Source organism: Actinoplanes oblitus (genome assembly GCF_030252345.1).
In the GTDB taxonomy this organism is placed as follows: domain Bacteria; phylum Actinomycetota; class Actinomycetes; order Mycobacteriales; family Micromonosporaceae; genus Actinoplanes; species Actinoplanes oblitus.
The window spans coordinates 5294515-5315474 of record NZ_CP126980.1; the positions used below are offsets into that span (position 1 = coordinate 5294515).

Sequence of the window (20960 nt, forward strand, 5' to 3'; positions counted from 1 at the left end):
TACATAGGATGTATCGAGGCGCGGAGTCCCTGTTCTTCCGTTGACGACGGTGTAACACGCTCATAACATCTGACGTGTTGAGCCCATAGCGCTCCATCGATCCCTCATCGGAGGACCCCCATGCCCGCAGGGAGCTACAGCCGGCGCGCCTTCCTCAGCGCGCTCGGCGTCACCGGCGCCGCCGCCGCCACGACCGGAGCCGTCGACCTCTTCGGCGCCGCACCGGCCTTCGCGGCCATCCCCGGCCCGGCCAGCTACTCCCCCAGCTGGAGCTCGGTGAACCAGCATCCGCCGGCGCCGGAGTGGTTCCAGGACGCGAAGTTCGGCATCTACTTCCACTGGGGCGTCTTCAGCGTTCCCGCCTACGACAACGAGTGGTACCCGCGCAACATGTACATCAGCGGGTCGGCGGCCAACAACCACCACAAGAGCGTCTTCGGCGACCCCTCGGCGTGGCCGTACCACAATTTCATCAACGGTGGCCGCGATAAATCGGGTAACTACTACCAGTTCGCGCCCAAGCTGAAATCGGCCGGCGGCAACTTCGACCCCCATGAATGGGCGCAGCTGTTCGCCGACGCCGGCGCCAAGTTCGCCGGACCGGTCGCCGAGCACCACGACGGTTTCTCGATGTGGAACAGCAGCGCCAACGAGTGGAACTCGGTCGCCAAGGGACCGCGGCTCGACCTGCTGCGGCTGCACGCCGACGCGATCCGCGCCAAGGGCTTGAAGCTACTGGTGGCGATGCACCACGCGTACCATTTCACGGGCTTCTACGACCACGTCCCGGCCCAGTCCGACGCCAGTCTGAAGAAACTGTACGGCCAGCTGGGCAGTGCCGCGGAGAATCAGCTCTGGTACAACAAGCTCATCGAGATCGTCGACGGCTATCAGCCGGACATCATCTGGCAGGACTTCAATCTCACGCATGTGGACGAGACGCAGCGGCTGAACTTCTTGTCGTATTACTACAACCGTGCGGTGGCCTGGAACAAGGAGGTCGTCGCCACCTACAAGGACGGCTTCAACGACAACGGCGAGATCTTCGACTACGAGCGGGGCGGCCCGGCCGACCTCCGCACCCCGTACTGGCTGACCGACGACGCGATCAGCAGCTCCAGCTGGTGTTACACCGTCGGCATCGGCTACTACTCGCTCAACCAGATGCTGCATTCGCTCATCGACCGGGTGAGCAAGGGCGGCAACATGCTGCTCAACATCTCGCCCATGGCGGACGGCACCATTCCCTCGGCGCAACGCACGGTCCTGCTGGGCATGGGTGACTACCTCAAGCGCTTCGGCGAGTCCCTCTACGCCACGCGGGCGTGGGCCGCGTACGGCGAGGGCCCGACCAAGATGGGCGGCGGCTCCTTCACCACTCCCCGGGCCGGCACCGCGCAGGACGTACGGTTCACCCGCAGCAAGGACAACCGCGTCCTCTACGCCACGGTCCTGGGCTGGCCGGGCAGCACGATGAACATCGCCACCCTGGCCGCCGGCCGGATCGACCTCGGCACGCTGACGTCGGTGCAGCTGCTCGGCACGACTGCCGGGACGTACACCGACCTGCCCACCCGCACCCAGGACGCGAACGGGCTCCGGATCACCCTGCCCTCGGCGGGCGCGCCGTTCAGCGCACCCGCGTACGTCGTCAAGCTCACCTTCTCCGGGAACATCCCGGCGCTCGGTGCCGGCGGCCCGACCACCGGCTATCAGCGGATCACCAACGTGACCAACGGGCTGGTGCTCGACTCCGGCGGCTCCGTCGCCTCGGGCTCGATCGTCAAGCAGTGGAACTGGGACGGCAGCACCAACCTGCAGTGGCAGGTGATCAGTCTGAACAACGGCTACCACCGCATCGTCAACCGCACCAACGGCATGGTGATCGACGGGTACGGCGCCACCACCATCGGAGCGGCGGCGCAGCAGGCCCCGTGGAACGGCGGCAACACGCAGCAGTGGCAGCTGACCGACCGGGGCAACGGCCGGTTCAGCATCGCGAACCGGCAGACCGGCCTGGTGCTCGACTCGGGCGGCTCCGTCGCCTCGGGCTCGACCGTCAAGCAGTGGAACTGGGACGGCAGCACCAACCTGCAGTGGACCTTCACCGCGGTCTGATCAGGGATGACGGGGCCGGCCGGACCCGGCCGGCCCGCCGGCGTCCACGCGGTGCCCCCGAGCGCTCGTGCCTGCGCCTATCCTCCCGTTACCGGTGCTGCATGCCGGACGAGGGGAAGGGACCCGCGCGTTGGCGCTGACGGACGAGGCGATTCTGAAGATCCGCGACCTGATCCAGTCGGATCAGCTGGCGCCGGGCAGCCGCCTGCCCCCTGAGCAGCAACTCAGCGCGCAGCTGGGGCTCTCCCGCAGCAGTCTGCGAGAGGCCGTCAAGGCGCTGGAGCTGGCTCGCGTGGTCGACGTGCGGCGCGGCGACGGCACGTACGTGACGAGCCTGGCGCCGCGGGTACTGCTGGAGGGTTTCGGCTTCGCGGTCGACCTGCTGCGCGACGACAGCCTGCCGCAGATCATGGAGGTACGCCGGCTGCTCGAGCCGGCCGCCACCGCGCTGGCCGCGCTGCGGATCACCGATGACGCGCTCGAGGAGCTGGCCGGCCTGCTGACACGGATGCGGGCGGCCGCCGACGACGCGGAGCAACTGATCGGGTACGACACCGCGTTCCACCGTACGGTCGCCGCCGCCACCGGCAACGAGTCGCTCACCTCGCTGCTCGACGGTCTCTCCAGCCGGACGCTGCGGGCGCGTCTGTGGCGCGGGATGATCAGCGGGGATGTGTCCGGGCAGACGATCGCGGAGCACGAGGCCATCTACCGGGCCCTGCGTTCCCGGGACCAGTTCCTCGCCCAGGCGGTCGCGCTGATCCATGTCGACACCTCGGAATCCTGGCTGCGGACGCTCCTCAGCCGAGCGGACGAGCGGCGGCCGGCATAGGCGGCCACCCGCCGGCCTGGTGGTGGTCCGACCGCTGTGGAGAGAAGCCGGGCCGAGGCGGTACAGGTCGGTCCTCGCCCGCCACGACCGCGGTCACCATTCGTATTGCTCTACTATCCGAGCGTGAGCGACTTCGCGTCGTGGCTCGAGATCAGTGACAAGATCGGGTCGGTCGTCGGTGCGGCGACCGGAGTGCTCGCGCTCGTTCTCGACCACCGGTCGAGGAGCGCCGAGCCTCCACAGGTCGCGAGACATCGGGTTCGCCTCGCCACCGTGTTCGCCCTCGCCCTGCTCGCTTTCGGTCTGGTCGCTTTCGGTCTGCTCGCCCTCAGTGCTCACTTCGCGCCCGGCCTTCCCGCGGCGTTGCCGGCCACGGCCGGGTGGGCGCTGCCGCCGCTCGCCATCGCCACGCTGATCATCGCGCTCAGGGCTCGGCGAGCCGGCCGGTCCCCCAGGATGATCCGGCCGCCCGAGCTGGATCAGTTGGCCATCGCCCAGCAGGCGGAGGTCGTCCACCGATACCACTTCTTCGGCTTCCACGCCCCGGCGCTATCCGAGATCCACGTCCGCCGGCGAATGTCGACCTCGGGCACGCGCGAGGCCGACCGGCACACCCTGATCGACGCCGACGGCCTGCTGGACCGGCAGGCACACGCGCTGATCCTCGGCGGCGCCGGCTCAGGCAAGTCCACCGTGGCCGCGATGATGGTTCGGGAGGCGGCCCGGCTGGCGCTAACCGGGAACACCCCACGGATGGCCGTGGCCTGCACCGCGGCTGACCTCACCGACCAGGAGCTGCCGGAGGCCCTCGCCGCCGCGACTCTCCGCGACCTCGGCGTGGCGGCGACGGCCGCCCTCTTCCAACGGCCGCCCTTGCCGGGCGGCACCTGGCTGGTGATCGTCGACGGTGCCGACGAGGTGATCGACACCGATGCCCGAGCCCGGATGCTGTGGCGACTGCACAGCCTTCTCCAGAAGGAGGTCACGCTTCACCGGATCATCGTCACCTCGCGTGCCCTGCCCACCGCGGAACTCGCCGAGCTGCGGCGGCCCGGTGTCGAAGAGTACGAGCTGCGCCCGTTCGACCGCACCGACCTCGACGCCTTCGCCCGGCGTTGGTTCGCCGCCCGCCTTCCCGGCGACCCGGACGCCGCAACGCGCAACGCCATACTGTTTCTGGCCCGCCTCGCGGGAGCGCGGCTGGGTCCGGTGGCTCGGATACCCCTGCTGGCCACGATCGCCGCCATGGTTTTCGAGCAAGCCGACAGCCGGGCACTGCCGACCAGCCGGGCGCTGCTCTACGAGAGCTTCATCGACCACCTGATGGATGGGCGCCACGAGCTGTCCTCGGCGCGCCGCGGCCTGCTCGCCGCGCTGCGGTCTCGCGGCCAGGACGGGAAAGGGGTAGCCACGTGGTTCGACGACGACTTCTATCCGATCATCGGCCGGCTGCTCGACGCCATGGGCGTAGCCACGTTCGATGATCCGGCCGCCGACCTGCTGACCGTCGCCCTCGACTGGATCGACCGGAACGCGCCGCTTCCGCTCACGGCGCTCCTGCCGGGAGCGAGGCAGACCATCGACGACATTCTCCGCGCGACCGCGGTGCTGACTCCTCGCCAGGGCCGGCTGCTCTTCGCGCATCAGAGCTTCGCCGACTTCTTCGCCGCCCGGGCCACCGCCCGATGCTTCGACGCCGACGCGTGGTATGCCCTTGCCGCCGACCCCGCAGCCCGGAGCCGAGCCGCGTTCGCCGCCGCCTGGCAGCCCACATCCGATCACCTCGTACGGACCCTCCTCGACGACCGCCAGGACGCGGTGGCGGCCGGAGACATGATTGCCGACGGGGTGCCGGTCGGCGACCGTACCCGGCAGCGGGTCGTAACCGCCCTGGTCGAACAACTCAATCACGATGCGCCGACGACAGCCGAGTGCCTGCGGGTGATCCGGGAGCTGTGCGCCGACCTCGCAGCGCTGTCCCGGATCGCCGAGTTGGCGAACGACGCCGGGACCGAGCCCTGGGTGCGCGCAATGCTGGCGGACGCGATTGCCGACATCGACCGGGCCACCGGCGTACGCGTGCTCCGCGACGTCATGCGCACCGCACCGCGGGATGTTCAGGACTGGGTGGCCGGTGTGCTCGACGAACGCGGGATTCCCGCCGAACCCGCTCGCGAAGCGATGGACGCACCGGGCATCACCGTGCGGCGGCCCCTCGGCCGGATCGGCCGGCTCGCTCTCGCCCGCCGAGCCGGTGACCCGAGGACGGGTGACCGGGAGCGGCTGGCGGCGGCGACTCGGCTCTGCGACGACGGAGACACCGAGCCGCTGCGAGCGCTGCTCGACGATCCCGAGACCGACCTCATGGTGCGTTTCCGGGCCGCGATCGTCTTCGCCGAGCACGGCGAGGATGCGCCCCTGTACGGACTGGCCCGCGGCGACAACCTGCTCAGCGGCGTCAGCTCGACCACCTGGCTACGGTTCCTGGCGGTCCGCGACCTCATCCGCCGCGACGCCCGTGGCACCGACGAGATCCTGCACGCGCTGGTCACCGACTCCGGCCAGGTCCCGCTCACGTACGGCGCGGCGGCGCTGCTCGCCCAGTCCGGCGAACCCGACGTGCTGGAGCGAATGACCTACCAGCCGGTGGCCGAATCCTCCTGGCCGCAGTCCCCCATCGTCCCGATCGCCCTCGGTATAGCCGCCGCCGGAGCACTCGGCCGGCGTGCCGAACCCGACAGCATCCACCGGGCGCTCGCGGGCCAACCAGTGCCGGCCGTGCGAGCGTTCCTGTTGGCCGGGTTGGTCCGGCTCGGCGAGGATCGGGCAGCCATGCCGCTCCGCGATCTCCTGCGGTCGCGCCGCCGATCCTGGCGGCATCGCATCCACCCGTGGGAACGACGGCCGGAGTTGCACGCGCTACTCGCTCAGCACCGCGACGGTGCGTCCCTCCAGTGGCTGCGGCATCGCGTGCACCCGCTCATGCCACCGAAACGGCGCCTTGTCGTCGCTGTCGCCCTGAGCCAGGTCGACGAGCCGGCCGGTACCAGAGCATTGCGCCGGATCGCCGCCGGCAGGTGGCAGCCGCCCCAGGTTCGGGTCTTGGCGACGGAACGTCTTCACGCCGACCCGGTGCAGGCGAGTCGGGCGCTCCGCGCCCTGACCGGCTCACCCCGGATCAGGCTCGCCGCCGCGATCCGGCTGGCCCGCGTCCATCGGGACGAGAGTCTGCTGGATGCGATGCTCCACGGCACGGCAACCGGCACCCGTCACCGCGAACACGTCGTCGCCACCCTGACCGACGGGCTCAGCGAATCGTGGCGCGACAAGGAAACGGCGCTCCTGGACCACAGCGAGTGGAAGAGATTCGGCCGACTCGACTCACTGGCGCCGGGCTTCCCGTTCCCGGCCCGCCCGCGGCACCCGCCCGCACGAGTCATCCAACTCCAACGCCTGGCCGCCGACTCGGCCACCCCACCCGGCCTGCGTATCGCTGCGGCGGCCGCGCTCCTGCCCAGCGCTGCCGGGATCGACGCGCTCAGCTCGCTGGCCCGTGACCCCCACGTGCCCGGACGGTACCGTCACAGAGCGGTGATCGCCCTCGCGGCGTGGCAGCCACGCGCGGCACGCCCGCTCGTCGCCGAAGCCGTACGTCGCCGATGGATGTCACGCGTCCCCACGTGGCAGTTGCTTCTGGCGCTTGTCGACCTTCCCCGGCGAGGGGAGGACGGGGTACTGGACTCGCCCGAGTTCGACAGCATCGCCCGGCAGATCTCGGCTCTCCGCGATCGGGCGTGGTTCACCCGGCCGTTCCATCTGGTGCGTCACTTCCTCTCCCGGCCCACTCTGGATCGCTCAGCACCGACGAAGTCCGGTGACACCGGCCCGGACGCGCCGGCCCCGTTGTGACCCGGTCGGGGCGGACGACGAAGGGCCGGACGATGCGTCCCGAGAACGGCCCCGGGGACAGCCGACCCGGTGCACCGCCGCCGGCAGAGTCCATCGGCCCTACACCACCCGGCCGTGCCCGCCCTAGCGTGACAGCAGGACTCTCTACGCGGGAGGTGAGCCGGATGAACATCTCGTCGGTGACACCGGTGGTCGCCGGGGTGAGCGGCTCGACGGCCAGTCTGCACGCGGTCGAGGCGGCCGCCCGGGAGGCGGACGCCGCGGGACATCCGCTGCTGCTGGTCCACGCGCTGAGCTACCGGCCGGACGTGCTCGATCAGCCACGCGCCGCCGGGGATCTGCTGCGCCAGGCCGAGGCGATCGCCGATCGCACGGTGTCCGGGCTGCGGGTCACCACCGAACTGGTCGAGGGGCACGCGTTGAACGGCCTGCTGCGACTGTCGCGGCACGCGGCGCTGACCGTGATCGGCGACGGCGGCCTCAACGATCGGGTCTGTCTGCCGCGGGAGTCCACCGCGGTGCAGGTCGCCGCCCGCGCCTTCGGCACGGTGATGGTGACCCGCGCCTTGCTCGCCCCGTACGGCCCGGTGCTGGTCGGGGTGACCGGGGCGGACATCGCCGACCCGGTTCTCGACTACGCGTTCGAGGCGGCCGCCCGGCGGCGGACCGGCCTGGTGGTCGTGCAGGTCGGCGGGACGCGGGACCGCACGCGTGCCCTGCGCGACGCGATCGCCGCCCGCGCCAGCGATGACGAGGTGGACGCGAAACTCCGCGCCCTGAACGGCGACCCGACCACCGTGCTGCGTGAGGAGGCGCGGCAGGCGTCGCTGATCGTCGTCGGGGCGCGGGGCGAACTGCCGTATCACGGGCTGCTCGGCTCGGTCGCGCAGACCCTGCTGCACCATGGCCGCGCGCCGGTCGTCGTCGTGCGCGGAACCCGGTCGGTGGCGCAGCGGACGGACCAGACCGGTGCACCCACGGCGCTGACCGCGAGGGCCACGTCATGACCGAGAACCGCACCCGCCGCCGGCCGGCCGGCGCCGATGGCGGCGGGGCCCTCTACGGGCTGGGCCTGATCGGCGCCCTGGTCTATTACCTCGGCGCGGCCGACGGCCTCGCGGAGGGCGCGCTCGGCGTGCTCAAGGCCCTCGTCTGGCCGGCCTTCGTCGTCTATGACCTGCTGCGGCTGCTCGGCGGCTGAGTGGCTCAGGCGGCGTACGCTCGAACGGCCGCGAGCAGCGCGGTCAGCGCGGCCTTGGCGTCGGCGAACAGCATCGCCGTCCGCGGGTCGTGGTACAGCTCGTTGTCGATGCCGGCATAGCCGTGCCCCAGCGACCGTTTGATCACGATGACGCTGCGGGCCTTGTCCACGTCGAGGATCGGCATGCCGGAGACCGCGTTGCCGGGTCGGCGGGCCGCCGGGTTGGTCACGTCGTTGGCGCCGACGACCAGCGCCACGTCGGTGCCGGGGAACGCCGGATTGCTCTCGTCGAGGTCCTTGAGCTGCTCATAGGGCGCGTTGGCCTCGGCGAGCAGCACGTTCATGTGCCCGGGCATCCGACCGGCGACCGGGTGGATGGCGTAGCTGACGTCGACGCCACGCTCGGTGAGCGCCTGGGCCAGCGCGACGACCTCGTGCTGGGCCTGGGCGGCGGCCAGACCGTAACCGGGCACGATGACGACCTTGGCGGCGTACCCGAGCTGGATCCCGGCGTCGTCGGCGCTGATCTCGCGCACACCGGGCGTACCGGAAGCGGGGGTGACCGCGACCTCGTCGCCGCTGCCGTAACCACCGGCGACTATCGCGAGAACCGAGCGGTTCATGGCGTCGGCCATCAGCTTGGTGAGGATGGCGCCGGCAGCGCCGACGAGCGCCCCGGCGATGATCAGCGGGGTGCTGCCGAGCACGAATCCGGCCATCGCCACGGCGGTGCCGGTGCAGGCGTTGAGCAACGAGATGACCACCGGCATGTCGGCGCCGCCGATCGGCAGGGTGAGCAGCACGCCAAGGACGAGGGCACATCCCGCCACCCCGGCCAGCGGCAGCGTCGCGCGGCCGGGACCGGCGAGCACGGCCAGCCCGGCGGCGGCCACCACCAGCACGGCTGACGCGATCCGGCCGCCGGGCACCACGATCGGGCGTCCCGGGACCCGGCCGGCCAGTTTGCCGGAGGCGATCAGCGAGCCGCTGAAGGTGATGCCGCCGATCACCACGTCGAGGGCGCCGGTGACCGCGGCCTGGGCGCCGGTGGCCCGGTCGCCCAGCGCGATCAGCGCGGCCGCCCCGCCACCGACGGCGTTGAACAGGCTGACCAGCTGCGGCATCGCGGTCATCCGCACCCGCCGCGCGGCGATCAGCCCGGCCGCGCCGCCGGCCACCGCGCCGACGGTCAGGCCGACGACCGCGCCGGCCGTCAGCCCACCGTCCTCGACCAGCACGGCGACGGTCACGGCGATGGCGACGAGCATGCCGGCCGCCGACAGCCGGTTGCCGCGGCGGGCGGTACCCGGGGCGTTCATCAGGTACAGCCCGGCCACGAAGAGCGTGGCGCAGGCCAGGTAGACCAGGTGGACCGCGGTGTCGAAGGCGCTCATGACCGACTCCGGAACATGCCGAGCATACGGTCGGTGACGGCGTAGCCGCCGGCCACGTTGGCGGCGCCGAAGAACGCGGCGACGCCCAGCAACAGGTAGCCGCCGGCCGTGGTGACGGACAGCGCCAGCAGCATGACACCGATCAGGACGACACCGTGGATGGCGTTGGCTCCGGACATCAGCGGGGTGTGCAGGGTGGCCGGCACCTTGCTGATCACTTCGAAGCCGACCAGCACGCTGAGCGTGAAGACGGTCAGATCGGCCATCAGCAGCGGGGTCACAGCGCGGCTCCCTCCAGGAGTTGACGGACGGCCGGATGCACGACCCGCCCGGCGTGGGTGACGGTGACCGCGGCCTGGATCTCGTCACCGAGGTCCGGCTCCGGGGTCAGGACGGCGAGCAGGGCAAGGAGATTCTTCGCGTACGCCGTGGAAGCGGCCTGTGGCATGGTGGCGGCCAGGTTCCCGGCGGCGATCAGGGTGACCCCGCCGATCAGGGCCGTGGTGCCGGCGACCGAGCCCTCCACGTTGCCGCCGTCCGGGCCGGCGGCGAGGTCGACGACGACCGAACCGGGTCGCATCGCCGCCAGCGTGGCCGCCGGGACCAGCACGGGTGGCCGCCGGCCGGGCACCTGAGCGGTGGTGATCACCACGTCGAAGCGGGCCACGGCTGCCTGCAGCGCCCGTTGCTGTTCGGCGCTCTCCTGTTCGGTGAGTGCCCGGGCGTAGCCGTCGCCCGAGGCGGCTACCGGGTGGCCGGCCTCCAGGACAGCGGCGCCGGTCGAGACGATGTCGGCTCGGGCTTGCGGACGGACGTCGTAGCCCGTCACCACGGCGCCGAGCCGGCGGGCGGTCGCTATCGCCTGCAGGCCGGCCACGCCCGCGCCGAGCACCAGGACCTGGGCCGGCCGCACGGTGCCGGCGGCGGTCATCAGCAGCGGGAAGTAACCCCCGTACGCCTCGGCCGCGACGATGGCGGCCTTGTATCCCGCCACGTTGGCCTGTGAGGTGAGCGCGTCCATCGGTTGTGCCCGGGACAGTGTCCGGGGCAGCAGGTCGAGGCTGATCGCTGTCACCCCGGCGGCGGCCAGCCGGCCGGCCGGTTCCGGGTGAGCCAGCGGCGCGAGCAGCCCGATCAGGGTCTGGCCGCGGCGCAGCCGATCGGCGTCGGCGGGCGGAGCCAGGCAGGTGAGCACGTCGCTGCCGGCGTACACCCGGTCGCGGTCGCCGAGTTCGGCGCCGGCCGCGCGGTATTGCTCGTCGCCGAACCAGGCGCGGGCGCCGGCCTCGCTTTCGACCAGCACGCCGGTGCCGCGTTCGCGCAGCCGGCGCACCGCGTCCGGGGTCAGCGCCACCCGCCGTTCGTGGTCCGCGGTCTCCCGTAACACTCCCACGGTGGTCATCGCCGGCTCCTCCGCATCCGTGCGGGCGCGCTCTTCTCGAACGTTATGAGCACACGGCGGGGCGGTTCAGGGCCGGACGGCCCGATGTTCCGGCCCGCCGGTGGGCCGTTCGGCCCTGCCGGACCACGCCGTGCGGGGTTGTCCTGAGAGAAACCCCCTTGGGAGGCGTGATGAACTACAGTCCCGTGCGGGTCGAGGCACGTCGCGACCCGTCGCTGAGCCGCTGGCTATGGCTGGTCAAGTGGCTCCTGCTGATCCCCCACTACATCGTCCTGGCGGTGCTCTGGGTCGGTCTGCTGGTGCTCACCCTGGTGGCCTACCTGGCGATCCTGTTCACCGGCCGCTATCCGCCGTCGATCCGCGCCTACAACGTCGGGGTGCTGCGCTGGACCTGGCGGGTCGGCTACTACGGCTACCAGGCGCTGGGCACCGACCGATACCCGCCGTTCACCCTGGCCGAGGTGCCCGATCACCCGGCCCGGTTCGCGGTCGGTGAGCCGGAGCCGGTCCCCCGGTGGCTGCCACTGGTGGCCTGGCTGTTCGCCGTGCCGCACCTGGTGCTGATCGGCGCGCTCACCTCCGCCGTCACCTGGCACACCCCGGACGGCTACCGCACCTCGATGAGCGTGCTCGGCGCGGCGGTGCTGATCCTCGGGCTGGCCCTGCTGTTCACCGGGCGGTACCTGGACGGGCTGCACGATCTGCTGGTCGGCGTCGCCCGCTGGCAGCTGCGGGTGATCGCCTACCTGACCTTGCTGACCCCGCGCTACCCGCCGTTCCGGCTGGACCAGGGCGGTTCCGAACCCGTCGCCGGACCGTCCGGTCCGACCGCCGTGGACTCGCCCACCGCGCCGCACTACCGGTCCGGACCGGACGTTCCCACCGCACCGCCCAGGTCGTCGGCGGCCGGTCACGTCATCGCGCTGGTCGCCGGCGTGCTGCTGCTGGCGCCCGCGACCGGGCTGGGCATCGGCGGCGCCGCGCTGCTGGCGGTGGACGCCGCGCGGGACAGCTCCGGCTATGCGACCAGCCGGACCGTCGGGCTGCACACCGCCACCGCCGCGGTCACCGCGGAGAATCTCACCATCGCCGACGTCGACGTGTGGACCCGCGACGTCGCCGACGTCGGAGGTCTGCGGCTGACCGCGACCGCGCCGGACGGCCGCTCGCTGTTCGTCGGCATCGCCCCGCAGGCGGCGGTCGACCAGTGGCTCGCCGGCACCGCCCACGACGAGCTCGTCGCGATGGGCCTCGGCGCGGCGCGCTACCACCGGGCCGCGGGACCGGTGACCGGGGTGCCCGCTCCGGCCGAGCAGCGGTTCTGGCTCGCCTCGGCCAGCGGCCCCGGCACCACCACGCTGAACTGGAGGATCACCGGCGGGCAGTTCGCCGTGGTGGTGGCCAACGCCGACGGGTCGCCCGGTGTGATCGCCGACGTCCGGGGCGCCGCTCAGGTGCCCGACCTGACCGCGCTCGGGCTGGGCCTGTTGATCTCCAGCATCGTGCTCGGCCTGGTGGCCGTCGGCCTGATCGTGCTCGGCGGGGTCGGGCTCGGCCGCCGGCATCTCCCGCCGCCCGCACCGACGGCGGTGCCGTTGTCGACCGTCTCGGTATGAGCCGCGGTCCGGACCTGCCGGCGGCCCACAGCCGCCGGCAGGCTGCCGCCACACTTCGAATTCAAAGCAAGTAGGATCACGGCGTGAGCGACGCGGCGCCCGGCTTGAACTCGGAGCAACTCGGCGCGTACTTCGCTCTGATGGAGGTCGGCAGCCTCCTTCAGTACGCGGTGGACGAGCACCTGCGCGCCGCCGGCGACCTCAGCTACGTGCAGTTCCAGATCCTGGCCCGGCTGGTGGACGCACCGGGGGGCCGGCTCCGGATGACCGATCTGGCCGACGGCGTGGTCTACAGCCGCAGCGGGCTCACCTACCAGGCCGGCTTGCTGGACAAGCGCGGCCTGATCGCCCGCTCCCCCGCGCCGGACGACGATCGCAGTGTCCTGGTGACCGTCACCGACGCCGGCCGGGACCTGGTCGCCCACGTGCTTCCGGGCCACGTCGAGCGCGTCCGGCAGCTGCTGTTCGACCCGATGACCGGCACTGATCTCGCGGCGTTGAGCACCGTTCTGGGCCGCGTCCGCGACCACATGCGCGCCACCCCGCCGCGGTCCGCCAAACCGCGCGGCGGCCGCAACCGCGCCGGCTGACGGGGCCCGAGGCGATGAACCGGCCCTGCTCGCGGACTTTCTCCGGGCGCGCCGGGAAGCCCTGCGACCAGAGGACGCCGGGCTCGACCACGGCCACGAGCTGCTGGTCTTCTTCGCGCCGCCGAGCGACGAGAAGCCGCGGCGCCTACTCCGCTCGGTGAGCTGAGCGCGCGTTGTCCACGGACTTCTCGTCCGCGGATCTCGCGACGCTTGCCGGGCAGGCGCTGGCGGCTGTCGCCCGGCTCACACTTCACGCCATTGCTTCGAATTCGAAGCGTGCTACGTTCTAGAGGTGCTTCGAGTTCGAAGCACTCTGTCGAGGAGGATCCCGATGAAGGCAGTGCGTTTCCACGAGTACGGCGACCCGAGCGTCCTGCGCCACGAGGACGTCGAGCAGCCCAGCCCCGGCGCCGGTCAGGTGCTCATCCAGGTCGCCGCCACCTCGTTCAACGGCGTCGACGGCAACATCCGCGCCGGTTTCATGCGAGGCCCGATCCCGGTCACGCTGCCGCACACGCCCGGCATCGACGTGTCCGGCACGGTCGCGGCGCTGGGCGAGGGCGTCACCGGCTTCGCGGTCGGCGACCGCGTCGTCGGCTTCCTGCCGATGACGGGCGACGGCGCCGCCGCGGAGTACACGGTGGCCCCCGCCGAGATCCTCGCGCCGGCGCCCACCGCGATCCCGCTGGCCGACGCCGCGGCACTGCCGACCGTCGGCCTCACCGCCTGGCAGGCGCTGTTCGACCACGCGAAGCTCGCCGCCGGCCAGCGGGTGCTGATCAACGGTGCGGGCGGCGCGGTCGGCGGCTACGCCGTCCAGCTGGCCAAGAACGCCGGGGCGTACGTGATCGCCGCGACCGGCCCGCGCGGTGCCGACCGGGCCACGGCGGCCGGCGCGGACGAGGTCCTCGAGCACGGCACCACCCCGGCGGCCGGCTCGGTCGACGTGGTGCTCAACCTCGCGCCGATCGAACCGGCCCAGCTGGCCGCGCTGCTCGACCCGATCCGCCCGGGCGGTGTGCTGGTCAACACCACGGTGTGGATGCCCGCGCCCAGCGACGAGCAGCGCGGCGTCCGCGGCATCGACCTGTTCGTCCGCAGCGACGCCGGCCAGCTCGGGGAGCTGGTCGCCCTGATCGACGCGGGACAGCTGCGCGTCGGCGTCGCTCAGCGGGTGCCGCTCGCCGAGCTGCCCGCCGTGCACGCCCAGGCCGCCGCGGCCGCCCTGCCCGGCAAGACCGTCATCGTCGTCACCAGCGCCTGAGGCTCAACTCCGGCGCACCGCCGATCCGCGGCGGGGCACCGCTCAGGCGTCGGCCGCCTCGAGTGCGGGCGCCGGTGTTCGCGGGCGGCGCAGGGCGTCGACCGACCAGCGGCCCGCGCCGACCACGGCGATGGCCAGGAACGACCAGCAGAACAGGGCGGCGGCGTCACCGCCGTTCTCCATCGGGAGCAGACCGTGCGACTGGTGGACGGTGAAATAGGCGTACGCCATGGAACCGGAAGCGAGGATCGCTGCCGGCACCGTCAGCAGACCGACCAGCACGAGCAGGCCGCACACCAGCTGGATCACCCCGGCGTACCAGCCGGGCCAGCTGCCCATCGGCACCGCGTGCCCGCTGCCGCGGTTGCCGCCGAAGACCCCGAACACCGTCGCCGCCCCATGCAGGGCGAACAGCAGTCCGATCACGCCCCGGAACAGTGCCCAGACGGCTTCGCCAAGGGGATTCCCGCGCATGTGTACCTCCCACTCCGACCAGAAATATTCATAGATATTAATGGGATGTGATCGCCACACATAGAAGCTTCTTAATTCAAATAATTTTCGTACGCGGTGCGCCGCCCGAACTCGCCCCGGTACTGAACGGGCGAGGGCGGTAGGCCGTTGCGGGCTGACGGGCGCGAGGACTTCGCTTGGTGCTGACGACCACCTGAGCGCGAAGGTCCCCGGGCCCGCCGGGAAAGACCGCGGAGGGCAGGTGTCCCGACGTGGAGCCGAGGCGGCCGGCTCGGCGGTATGGAACGGCGAATCTCGGTCGGGCGCGGGGCGGCCGCTCAGGGCCGGGTGGCGAAGGCCGCCCAGATGTGTTTGGTGTCCTGGGTGGCATACCAGCCGACGTCGAGGGAGAAGGACTGGGCGAGCAGCAGGCCACGGCCGCCGGCATGCAGCGGACGGGTGTCCGCCAGCTCGGGAATCGTGCTCAGGTCATGATCCGCGACGTCGAGGATCAGGCTGTCCGGGTTGCGCAGCAGCCGCACCTCGGTGGGCGGAATGCCGTGCCGGATCGCGTTGGTGGCCAGTTCGGTGGCCACCAGCACGATCCGGTCGAGGATGTCGTCGCTGTCCTCGGCCGGCAGTCGCGGATGGCCGGTCAGTTCCCGGTGCAGCGACGCCCGTAACTGCCGCAGCTCCGTGGCATCGGTGAGGATCCAGGTCCGCAGATGCTCGGCGCGGGGCGGCGGTGGTGAGGTACGAAGCGAAGTCACCGCCCGCCTGTGCCCCCTTGCTTCACCAGTTATGCCGCAAACGGGGAAATCCACCGCCCGGCCGGCCTTCTCCATCGGTCCTTTCGCGACCGGCGGCGCCAGGACGGGCCGTCCGGCCCGTCCTACCCGGCCTTCCCGCCCTGCCCGGACGGGGGCTGTCGTGCGTGCCATGGAGGGAGGGAGACGCGACGCCACGGAGGAGGTCCGTCCCATGCCGAAGAAGAATCCCGCCGGTGACATGACACCGCTGCCCGACCTGGCACACGACCAGGCCCGCGGCGGTCCGGTCCGGCAACGCCGCCCGGTCTACGTCGACCTGCTGCCGCCCTGCAACGCGGGCTGTCCCGCCGGGGAGAACATCCAGGCGTGGCTGGCGCACGCGCGCGGCGGCGACTACCAGGCTGCCTGGCGGGTGCTGACCGCCGACAACCCGCTGCCCGCGATCTGTGGCCGGGTCTGCTACCACCCGTGCGAGTCGGTCTGCAACCGGATCCAGCTGGACAGCGCGGTCTCGATCCACGGTGTCGAACGGTTCCTCGGCGATCTGGCGCTGGAGCACGGCTGGGCCTTCGATCCCCCGCCGGCACCGACCGGGCGCCGGGTCCTGGTGGTCGGTGCCGGGCCCTCCGGGCTGTCGGCCGCCTACCACCTGGCCCGGCTCGGTCACCAGGTGGTGATCCACGACGCGGGTGACGAGCCGGGCGGGATGATGCGCTACGGCATTCCCGCCTACCGGCTGCCGCGCGATGTCCTGGCCGCCGAGATCGCCCGGATCGAGGCGCTCGGCGTGGTGATCGAGACCGGCCATCCGGTCCTGGACCTGGCGGCGGAACGCCGGGCCGGGCGCTTCGACGCCGTGTTCGTCGCGGTCGGGGCGCATCTGTCCAAGCGGGTCGACATCCCGGCCCGCGAGGCCGGGCGGATCGTCGACGCGGTAGGCCTGCTGCGTAGCGTCGCCGCCGGCGAGCGGCCGGTGATCGGGCGGCGGGTGGCGGTGTACGGCGGCGGCAACACCGCGATGGACGCCGCCCGGGTCGCCAAGCGGCTCGGGGCCGAGGAGGCGCTGATCGTCTACCGGCGGACCCGGGCGCAGATGCCCGCGCACGCCGAGGAGGCGGACGACGCCGAACGCGAAGGCGTGAAGATCAACTGGTTGCGGACCATCCAGGCGTTCGACGGGCCGGAACTGACGGTCGAGGTGATGGAGCTGGACGCGGACGGCCGGCCGGTGCCGACCGGGCGTACCGAAATCCTGGCGGCCGACACCGTGGTGCTCGCGCTCGGGCAGCGCGCCGACACCGCGTTCCTGCGGGGGGTGCCCGGCGTCGAGTTCGGCGCGGACGGCACCGTGCTGGTGTCGGCGTCGTTCATGACCGGCTCCGCCGGCCTGTTCGCCGGCGGGGACATGGTGCCCGCCGAACGCACGGTGACCGTCGGGATCGGGCATGGCCGCAAGGCGGCCCGGCACATTCACGCCTACCTCTCCGGCAGCGGCGCGGCGGCGCCCGCCAAGCACCCGCTGGCCGGCTTCGACCTGCTGCACCCGTGGTATTTCGGCGACGCGGACCGCCGGGTCCAGGACGAACGCGATCCAGCCACCCGGACTGCCGACTTCACCGAGGTGGTCGGCGGTCTGAACGCGACGGCCGCCCGGTTCGAGGCCGGCCGCTGCCTGTCCTGCGGCAACTGCTTCGAATGTGACGGGTGCCTGGGCGCCTGCCCGGAGGACGCCGTGATCAAGCTGGGGCCGGGCAACCGGTACCGGTTCGACTACGACCGCTGCACCGGATGCGGCACCTGCTTCGCGCAGTGCCCGGTGCACGCGATCGACCTGATTCCGGAGGCACACCCATGACCCGGGCGATCGTGGACGGCAACGAGGCCGCGGTGTCGGTCGCGTACCGGCTCAACGAGATCTGCTGCATCTATCCGATCACCCCGTCGTCGCCGATGGCGGAGCTGGCCGACCAGTGGTCGGTGGCCGGTCGCCGCAACGTGTGGGGCTCGGTGCCGTCGGTCGTCGAGATGCAGAGCGAGGGCGGCGCCGCCGGAGCACTGCACGGCGCGTTGCAGAGCGGCGCCCTGACCACGACGTTCACCGCGTCGCAGGGGCTGCTGCTGATGATCCCGAACATGTACAAGATCGCCGGTGAGCTGACCCCGGCGGTACTGCACGTGGCCGCCCGCGCGCTGGCCACCCAGGGGCTGTCCATCTTCGGGGACCACTCCGACGTGATGGCGGTCCGGGCCACCGGCTTCGCGATGCTGGCGTCGGCATCCGTGCAGGAGGCCCACGACCTGGCGCTGGTCGCCCAGGTGGCGTCGCTGCGCACCCGGGTGCCGTTCGTGCACTTCTTCGACGGGTTCCGGACCTCGCACGAGCTGACGACGATCGAGACGCTGAGCGACGACGACCTGCGGGCGCTGGTGCCGGAGGAGTTGATCCGCGCGCACCGGACCCGGTCACTGTCGCCGGAGCGGCCGGTGATCCGCGGGACCGCGCAGAACCCGGACGTCTACTTCCAGAGCCGGGAGACGGTGAACCCGTTCCACGACCGGGTGCCGGACGCGGTGCGGGCCGCCATGGACGAGGTGGCCGCGCGGACCGGGCGACGGTACCGCCCGGTCGAGTACCACGGCGCGCCGGATGCCGAGCGGGTCGTCGTGCTGATGGGCTCGGGCGCCGAGACGGCCCGCGAGACCGTCGCGTACCTGGCCGGGCGCGGCGAGCGGGTCGGCGTCGTGCAGGTCCGGCTGTTCCGCCCGTTCCCGCAGGCGGCGCTCGTGGCCGCGCTGCCGCCGACGGTCACCCGGATCGCCGTGCTGGACCGCACCAAGGAGCCCGGCTCGGCCGGCGAGCCGCTGCACCTCGACGTGATCGCGGCCCTCGCGGGCAGTGGCCGCCCGATGCCCCTGGTGATCGGCGGCCGGTACGGCCTGGGCTCCAAGGAGTTCACCCCGGGCATGGTCGCCGCCGTCCTCACCGAGCTGGCCGCCGACCGGCCCCGGCCGCGGTTCACCGCCGGCATCGTCGACGACGTCACCGGGACCAGCCTGCCGTGGACCGAGCTGGACATCGAACCGGCGGGGACCAACCGGGCGGTGTTCTTCGGGATCGCCTCGGACGGCACCGTCGGCGCGAACAAGAACACCATCAAGATCCTTGCCGAGGAGCCGGGTACCCACGCTCAGGGCTACTTCGTCTACGACTCGAAGAAGTCCGGTGGCCTGACGGTGTCCCACCTGAGGTTCGGGACGGCGCCGATCCACGCCCCGTACCTGATCTCGCGGGCCGGGTTCGTCGGCTGCCACCACGCCGCCCTGCTGGACCGGGCGGAGGTGCTGGACCGGGCGGCGCCGGGCGCCACCCTGCTGGTGAACACCGCGGCCGAGGACGTCTGGGCGTCGCTGTCGCGACCGGCGCAGGAGCAGGTCGTCGCCCGGGGGCTGCGGCTGTACGCGATCGACGCCGACCGGGTGGCGGCCGCGGCCGGGCTGCCCGGGCGCAGCAACACCGTGCTGCAGACCTGCTATTTCGCGATCTCCGGGGTGCTGCCGCGGGACGCCGCGATCAGCCGGATCAAGGCGGCGATCACCAAGACGTACGCCAAACGGGGTCCCGAGGTGGTGGCACGCAACCACGCCGCCGTGGACGCCGCGCTCGAGGCGTTGCGGCAGATCGACGTACCGGAAACGGCGACCTCGACCCGGCAGCCACCGGAGCCGGTCCCGGCGACCGCGCCCCGCTTCGTCCGTGAGGTCACGGCGGCGATGCTCGCCGGGCGCGGCGACCTGCTGCCGGTCAGCGCGCTGCCGGTGGACGGCACCTATCCGGGCGGCACCACCGCCTTCGAGAAGCGCAACCTGGCCGACCTGGTCGCCACCTGGGATCCGCAGACCTGCATCCAGTGCGGCACCTGCGCGTTCGTCTGCCCGCACAGCGTCATCCGCGCCAAGCTGCTGGACGTGACGGCGCTGGCCGGCGCCCCGGACGGCTTCCCGGCCGCGCCACTCAACGCTCGCGGGCTGCCCGACGCCGGGTTCGCCCTGCAGGTCTACGCCGAGGACTGCACCGGCTGCGGGCTGTGCGTCGAGGCCTGCCCGGTCGGCACGCCCGCGCACAAGGCGATCAATCTGGAGCCGCGCGAGCCCCAGCTGGCCGCCGCGCGCACCAACATCGACTTCTTCGAGACCCTTCCGTACGCGGACCGCTCCCGGGTCGACTTCGGTACCGTCCGCGGGGCGCAGTTCCTGCAACCGCTGTTCGAGTTCTCCCTCGCGTGCACCGGGTGCGGGGAGACGCCGTACCTCAAGGTGTTGTCGCAGTTGTTCGGCGACCGGCTGATGGTCGCGAACGCGACCGGCTGCTCGTCGATCTACGGCGGCAACCTGCCCACCACGCCGTGGACCCGCGACGCGCAGGGGCGCGGGCCGGCCTGGTCGAACTCGCTGTTCGAGGACGACGCCGAGTTCGGGCTGGGCTTCCGGCTCGCCGCCGACCTGCATCGGGAACTGGCACAGACCCGGTTGCGGCAGGTGCGCGACCAGGTGGGCGCCGAGCTCGTCGACGCCGTGCTGGCCGCGCCGCAGCGGCGCGAGTCGGAGTTCGCCGCCCAGCGGGAGCGCCTCGACGAGGTGCGGCGGCGCCTCGCGGCGCTGCCGGCCGGCGATCCGGTGGTCGCCGACCTGCGCAGCGTGCTGGACCATCTGGTACGCCGCAGCGTCTGGATCGTCGGCGGCGACGGCTGGGCGTACGACATCGGCGCGGCCGGCCTGGATCACGTGCTGGCCACCGGCCGGAACGTGAACGTGCTGGTGCTCGACACCGAGGTGTACTCGAACACCGGCGGGCAGATGTCCAAGGCCACGCCGCTGTCGGCGGTCGCCCGGTTCGCCGCCGGCGGCAAGACGACGCCGAAGAAGGACCTGGCGTTGCAGGCCATCGCGTACGGCAACGTCTACGTGGCCCGGGTGGCGATGGGCGCCGACCCGCAGCAGACACTGCAAGCCCTGCGGGAGGCGGAGGCGTACGACGGGCCGTCGCTGGTGATCGCGTACGCGCACTGCATCGCCCACGGCATCGAGATGCGCGACGGCCTGAACCAGCAGCACCGGGCGGTGGCCACCGGGTACTGGCCGCTGATGCGCTACGACCCGGTGCTGCGCGCCGCGGGCGCCAACCCGTTCCTGCTCGACTCGCCCCGGCCACGCCTGCCGCTGACCGAGTTCACCGGGCATGAGCTGCGCTTCCGGCAGCTGCACGACACCGATCCGGTCGAGGCCGAGCGGCTGGCCCGGCTCGCTCAGGAGGCGGTCGACCAGCGGTGGCGGGTGTACGAGGAGATGGCGTCGCACGGCCCGGAACGGTTCCCGGCGGATGCCCGTTCGCAGATGACGTGAACCTCGCCGCC

At 72.1% G+C, this 20960-nt stretch carries 15 protein-coding genes; 10 read left to right on the plus strand and 5 right to left on the minus strand.

What is annotated here, in order from left to right; translation table 11 throughout:
* The first annotated feature begins 120 nt into the window (after positions 1-120).
* The 5 genes from Actob_RS23990 (at position 121) to Actob_RS24010 (ending at position 8060) form a co-directional block, all read left to right on the plus strand.
* Positions 121-2118, plus strand: coding sequence for an alpha-L-fucosidase (locus tag Actob_RS23990; protein ID WP_284914047.1), 1998 nt, complete (start codon positions 121-123; stop codon positions 2116-2118).
* Positions 2119-2248: 130 nt separating this feature from the next.
* Entirely contained in the window at positions 2249-2950 is a 702-nt protein-coding gene (locus Actob_RS23995; protein WP_284914048.1) for a FadR/GntR family transcriptional regulator, read from the plus strand.
* Between the two features lie 123 nt (positions 2951-3073).
* Positions 3074-6859 carry an NACHT domain-containing protein gene (locus Actob_RS24000; RefSeq protein WP_284914049.1) on the plus strand — a complete coding sequence of 1262 codons (3786 nt, stop codon included), beginning with the start codon at positions 3074-3076 and terminating at the stop codon, positions 6857-6859.
* A 164-nt stretch (positions 6860-7023) separates the two neighbouring features.
* Complete coding sequence (locus tag Actob_RS24005; protein ID WP_284914050.1) at positions 7024-7866, plus strand: universal stress protein; 843 nt, start codon at positions 7024-7026, stop codon at positions 7864-7866.
* On the plus strand, positions 7863-8060 hold the full coding sequence (locus tag Actob_RS24010) for a hypothetical protein (RefSeq protein ID WP_284914051.1): 198 nt from the start codon (positions 7863-7865) through the stop codon (positions 8058-8060). Before Actob_RS24005 ends, Actob_RS24010 begins: the two co-directional genes overlap by 4 nt.
* 5 nt (positions 8061-8065) lie before the next feature.
* Here Actob_RS24010 and Actob_RS24015 read toward each other — a convergent pair whose 3' ends face one another.
* The 3 genes from Actob_RS24015 to Actob_RS24025 are packed head-to-tail and all read right to left on the minus strand — an operon-like array spanning position 8066 to position 10856.
* Positions 8066-9454: an NAD(P)(+) transhydrogenase (Re/Si-specific) subunit beta gene (locus tag Actob_RS24015; RefSeq protein WP_284914052.1), complete on the minus strand. Its 1389-nt coding sequence runs from the start codon at positions 9452-9454 to the stop codon at positions 8066-8068.
* Positions 9451-9735: an NAD(P) transhydrogenase subunit alpha gene (locus tag Actob_RS24020; RefSeq protein ID WP_284914053.1), complete on the minus strand. Its 285-nt coding sequence runs from the start codon at positions 9733-9735 to the stop codon at positions 9451-9453. Before Actob_RS24020 ends, Actob_RS24015 begins: the two co-directional genes overlap by 4 nt.
* Positions 9732-10856 (minus strand): NAD(P) transhydrogenase subunit alpha, encoded by a 1125-nt coding sequence (locus Actob_RS24025; RefSeq protein WP_284914054.1) that lies wholly within the window; start codon positions 10854-10856, stop codon positions 9732-9734. Before Actob_RS24025 ends, Actob_RS24020 begins: the two co-directional genes overlap by 4 nt.
* A 170-nt stretch (positions 10857-11026) precedes the next feature.
* On the opposite strand from Actob_RS24025, the gene Actob_RS24030 reads away from it, so the two are divergent.
* From Actob_RS24030 to Actob_RS24040, 3 genes are all read left to right on the plus strand, one after another.
* A complete protein-coding gene (locus Actob_RS24030) occupies positions 11027-12472 on the plus strand; it encodes a DUF4389 domain-containing protein (RefSeq protein WP_284914055.1) in 1446 nt (481 codons plus the stop codon).
* Positions 12473-12555: 83 nt separating this feature from the next.
* Positions 12556-13062, plus strand: coding sequence for a MarR family winged helix-turn-helix transcriptional regulator (locus tag Actob_RS24035; RefSeq protein ID WP_284914056.1), 507 nt, complete (start codon positions 12556-12558; stop codon positions 13060-13062).
* 331 nt (positions 13063-13393) lie between these two features.
* Entirely contained in the window at positions 13394-14326 is a 933-nt protein-coding gene (locus Actob_RS24040; protein WP_284914057.1) for an NADP-dependent oxidoreductase, read from the plus strand.
* A gap of 42 nt (positions 14327-14368) precedes the next feature.
* Here Actob_RS24040 and Actob_RS24045 read toward each other — a convergent pair whose 3' ends face one another.
* Both Actob_RS24045 and Actob_RS24050 read right to left on the minus strand, forming a co-directional pair.
* Positions 14369-14800 carry a DoxX family protein gene (locus Actob_RS24045; protein WP_284914058.1) on the minus strand — a complete coding sequence of 144 codons (432 nt, stop codon included), beginning with the start codon at positions 14798-14800 and terminating at the stop codon, positions 14369-14371.
* A gap of 317 nt (positions 14801-15117) precedes the next feature.
* Entirely contained in the window at positions 15118-15549 is a 432-nt protein-coding gene (locus Actob_RS24050; protein ID WP_284914059.1) for an ATP-binding protein, read from the minus strand.
* Between the two features lie 211 nt (positions 15550-15760).
* On the opposite strand from Actob_RS24050, the gene Actob_RS24055 reads away from it, so the two are divergent.
* On the plus strand, positions 15761-17404 hold the full coding sequence (locus Actob_RS24055) for an NAD(P)-binding protein (RefSeq protein WP_284914060.1): 1644 nt from the start codon (positions 15761-15763) through the stop codon (positions 17402-17404).
* Positions 17401-20949 carry a pyruvate:ferredoxin (flavodoxin) oxidoreductase gene (gene nifJ / locus Actob_RS24060; RefSeq protein ID WP_284914061.1) on the plus strand — a complete coding sequence of 1183 codons (3549 nt, stop codon included), beginning with the start codon at positions 17401-17403 and terminating at the stop codon, positions 20947-20949. The genes Actob_RS24055 and nifJ overlap by 4 nt, the downstream gene beginning before the upstream one ends.
* Positions 20950-20960 lie beyond the last annotated feature (11 nt).

Excerpts from the sequence above, each read along its gene's own strand:
- Actob_RS23990 (WP_284914047.1), top strand. The coding sequence starts at position 121 with ATGCCCGCAGGGAGCTACAGCCGGCGCGCCTTCCTCAGCGCGCTCGGC.
- Actob_RS24005 (WP_284914050.1), top strand. The coding sequence starts at position 7,024 with ATGAACATCTCGTCGGTGACACCGGTGGTCGCCGGGGTGAGCGGCTCG.
- Actob_RS24010 (WP_284914051.1), top strand. The coding sequence starts at position 7,863 with ATGACCGAGAACCGCACCCGCCGCCGGCCGGCCGGCGCCGATGGCGGC.
- Actob_RS24015 (WP_284914052.1), bottom strand. The coding sequence starts at position 9,454 with ATGAGCGCCTTCGACACCGCGGTCCACCTGGTCTACCTGGCCTGCGCC.
- Actob_RS24025 (WP_284914054.1), bottom strand. The coding sequence starts at position 10,856 with ATGACCACCGTGGGAGTGTTACGGGAGACCGCGGACCACGAACGGCGG.
- Actob_RS24030 (WP_284914055.1), top strand. The coding sequence starts at position 11,027 with ATGAACTACAGTCCCGTGCGGGTCGAGGCACGTCGCGACCCGTCGCTG.
- Actob_RS24040 (WP_284914057.1), top strand. The coding sequence starts at position 13,394 with ATGAAGGCAGTGCGTTTCCACGAGTACGGCGACCCGAGCGTCCTGCGC.
- Actob_RS24045 (WP_284914058.1), bottom strand. The coding sequence starts at position 14,800 with ATGCGCGGGAATCCCCTTGGCGAAGCCGTCTGGGCACTGTTCCGGGGC.
- Actob_RS24055 (WP_284914060.1), top strand. The coding sequence starts at position 15,761 with ATGCCGAAGAAGAATCCCGCCGGTGACATGACACCGCTGCCCGACCTG.
- nifJ (WP_284914061.1), top strand. The coding sequence starts at position 17,401 with ATGACCCGGGCGATCGTGGACGGCAACGAGGCCGCGGTGTCGGTCGCG.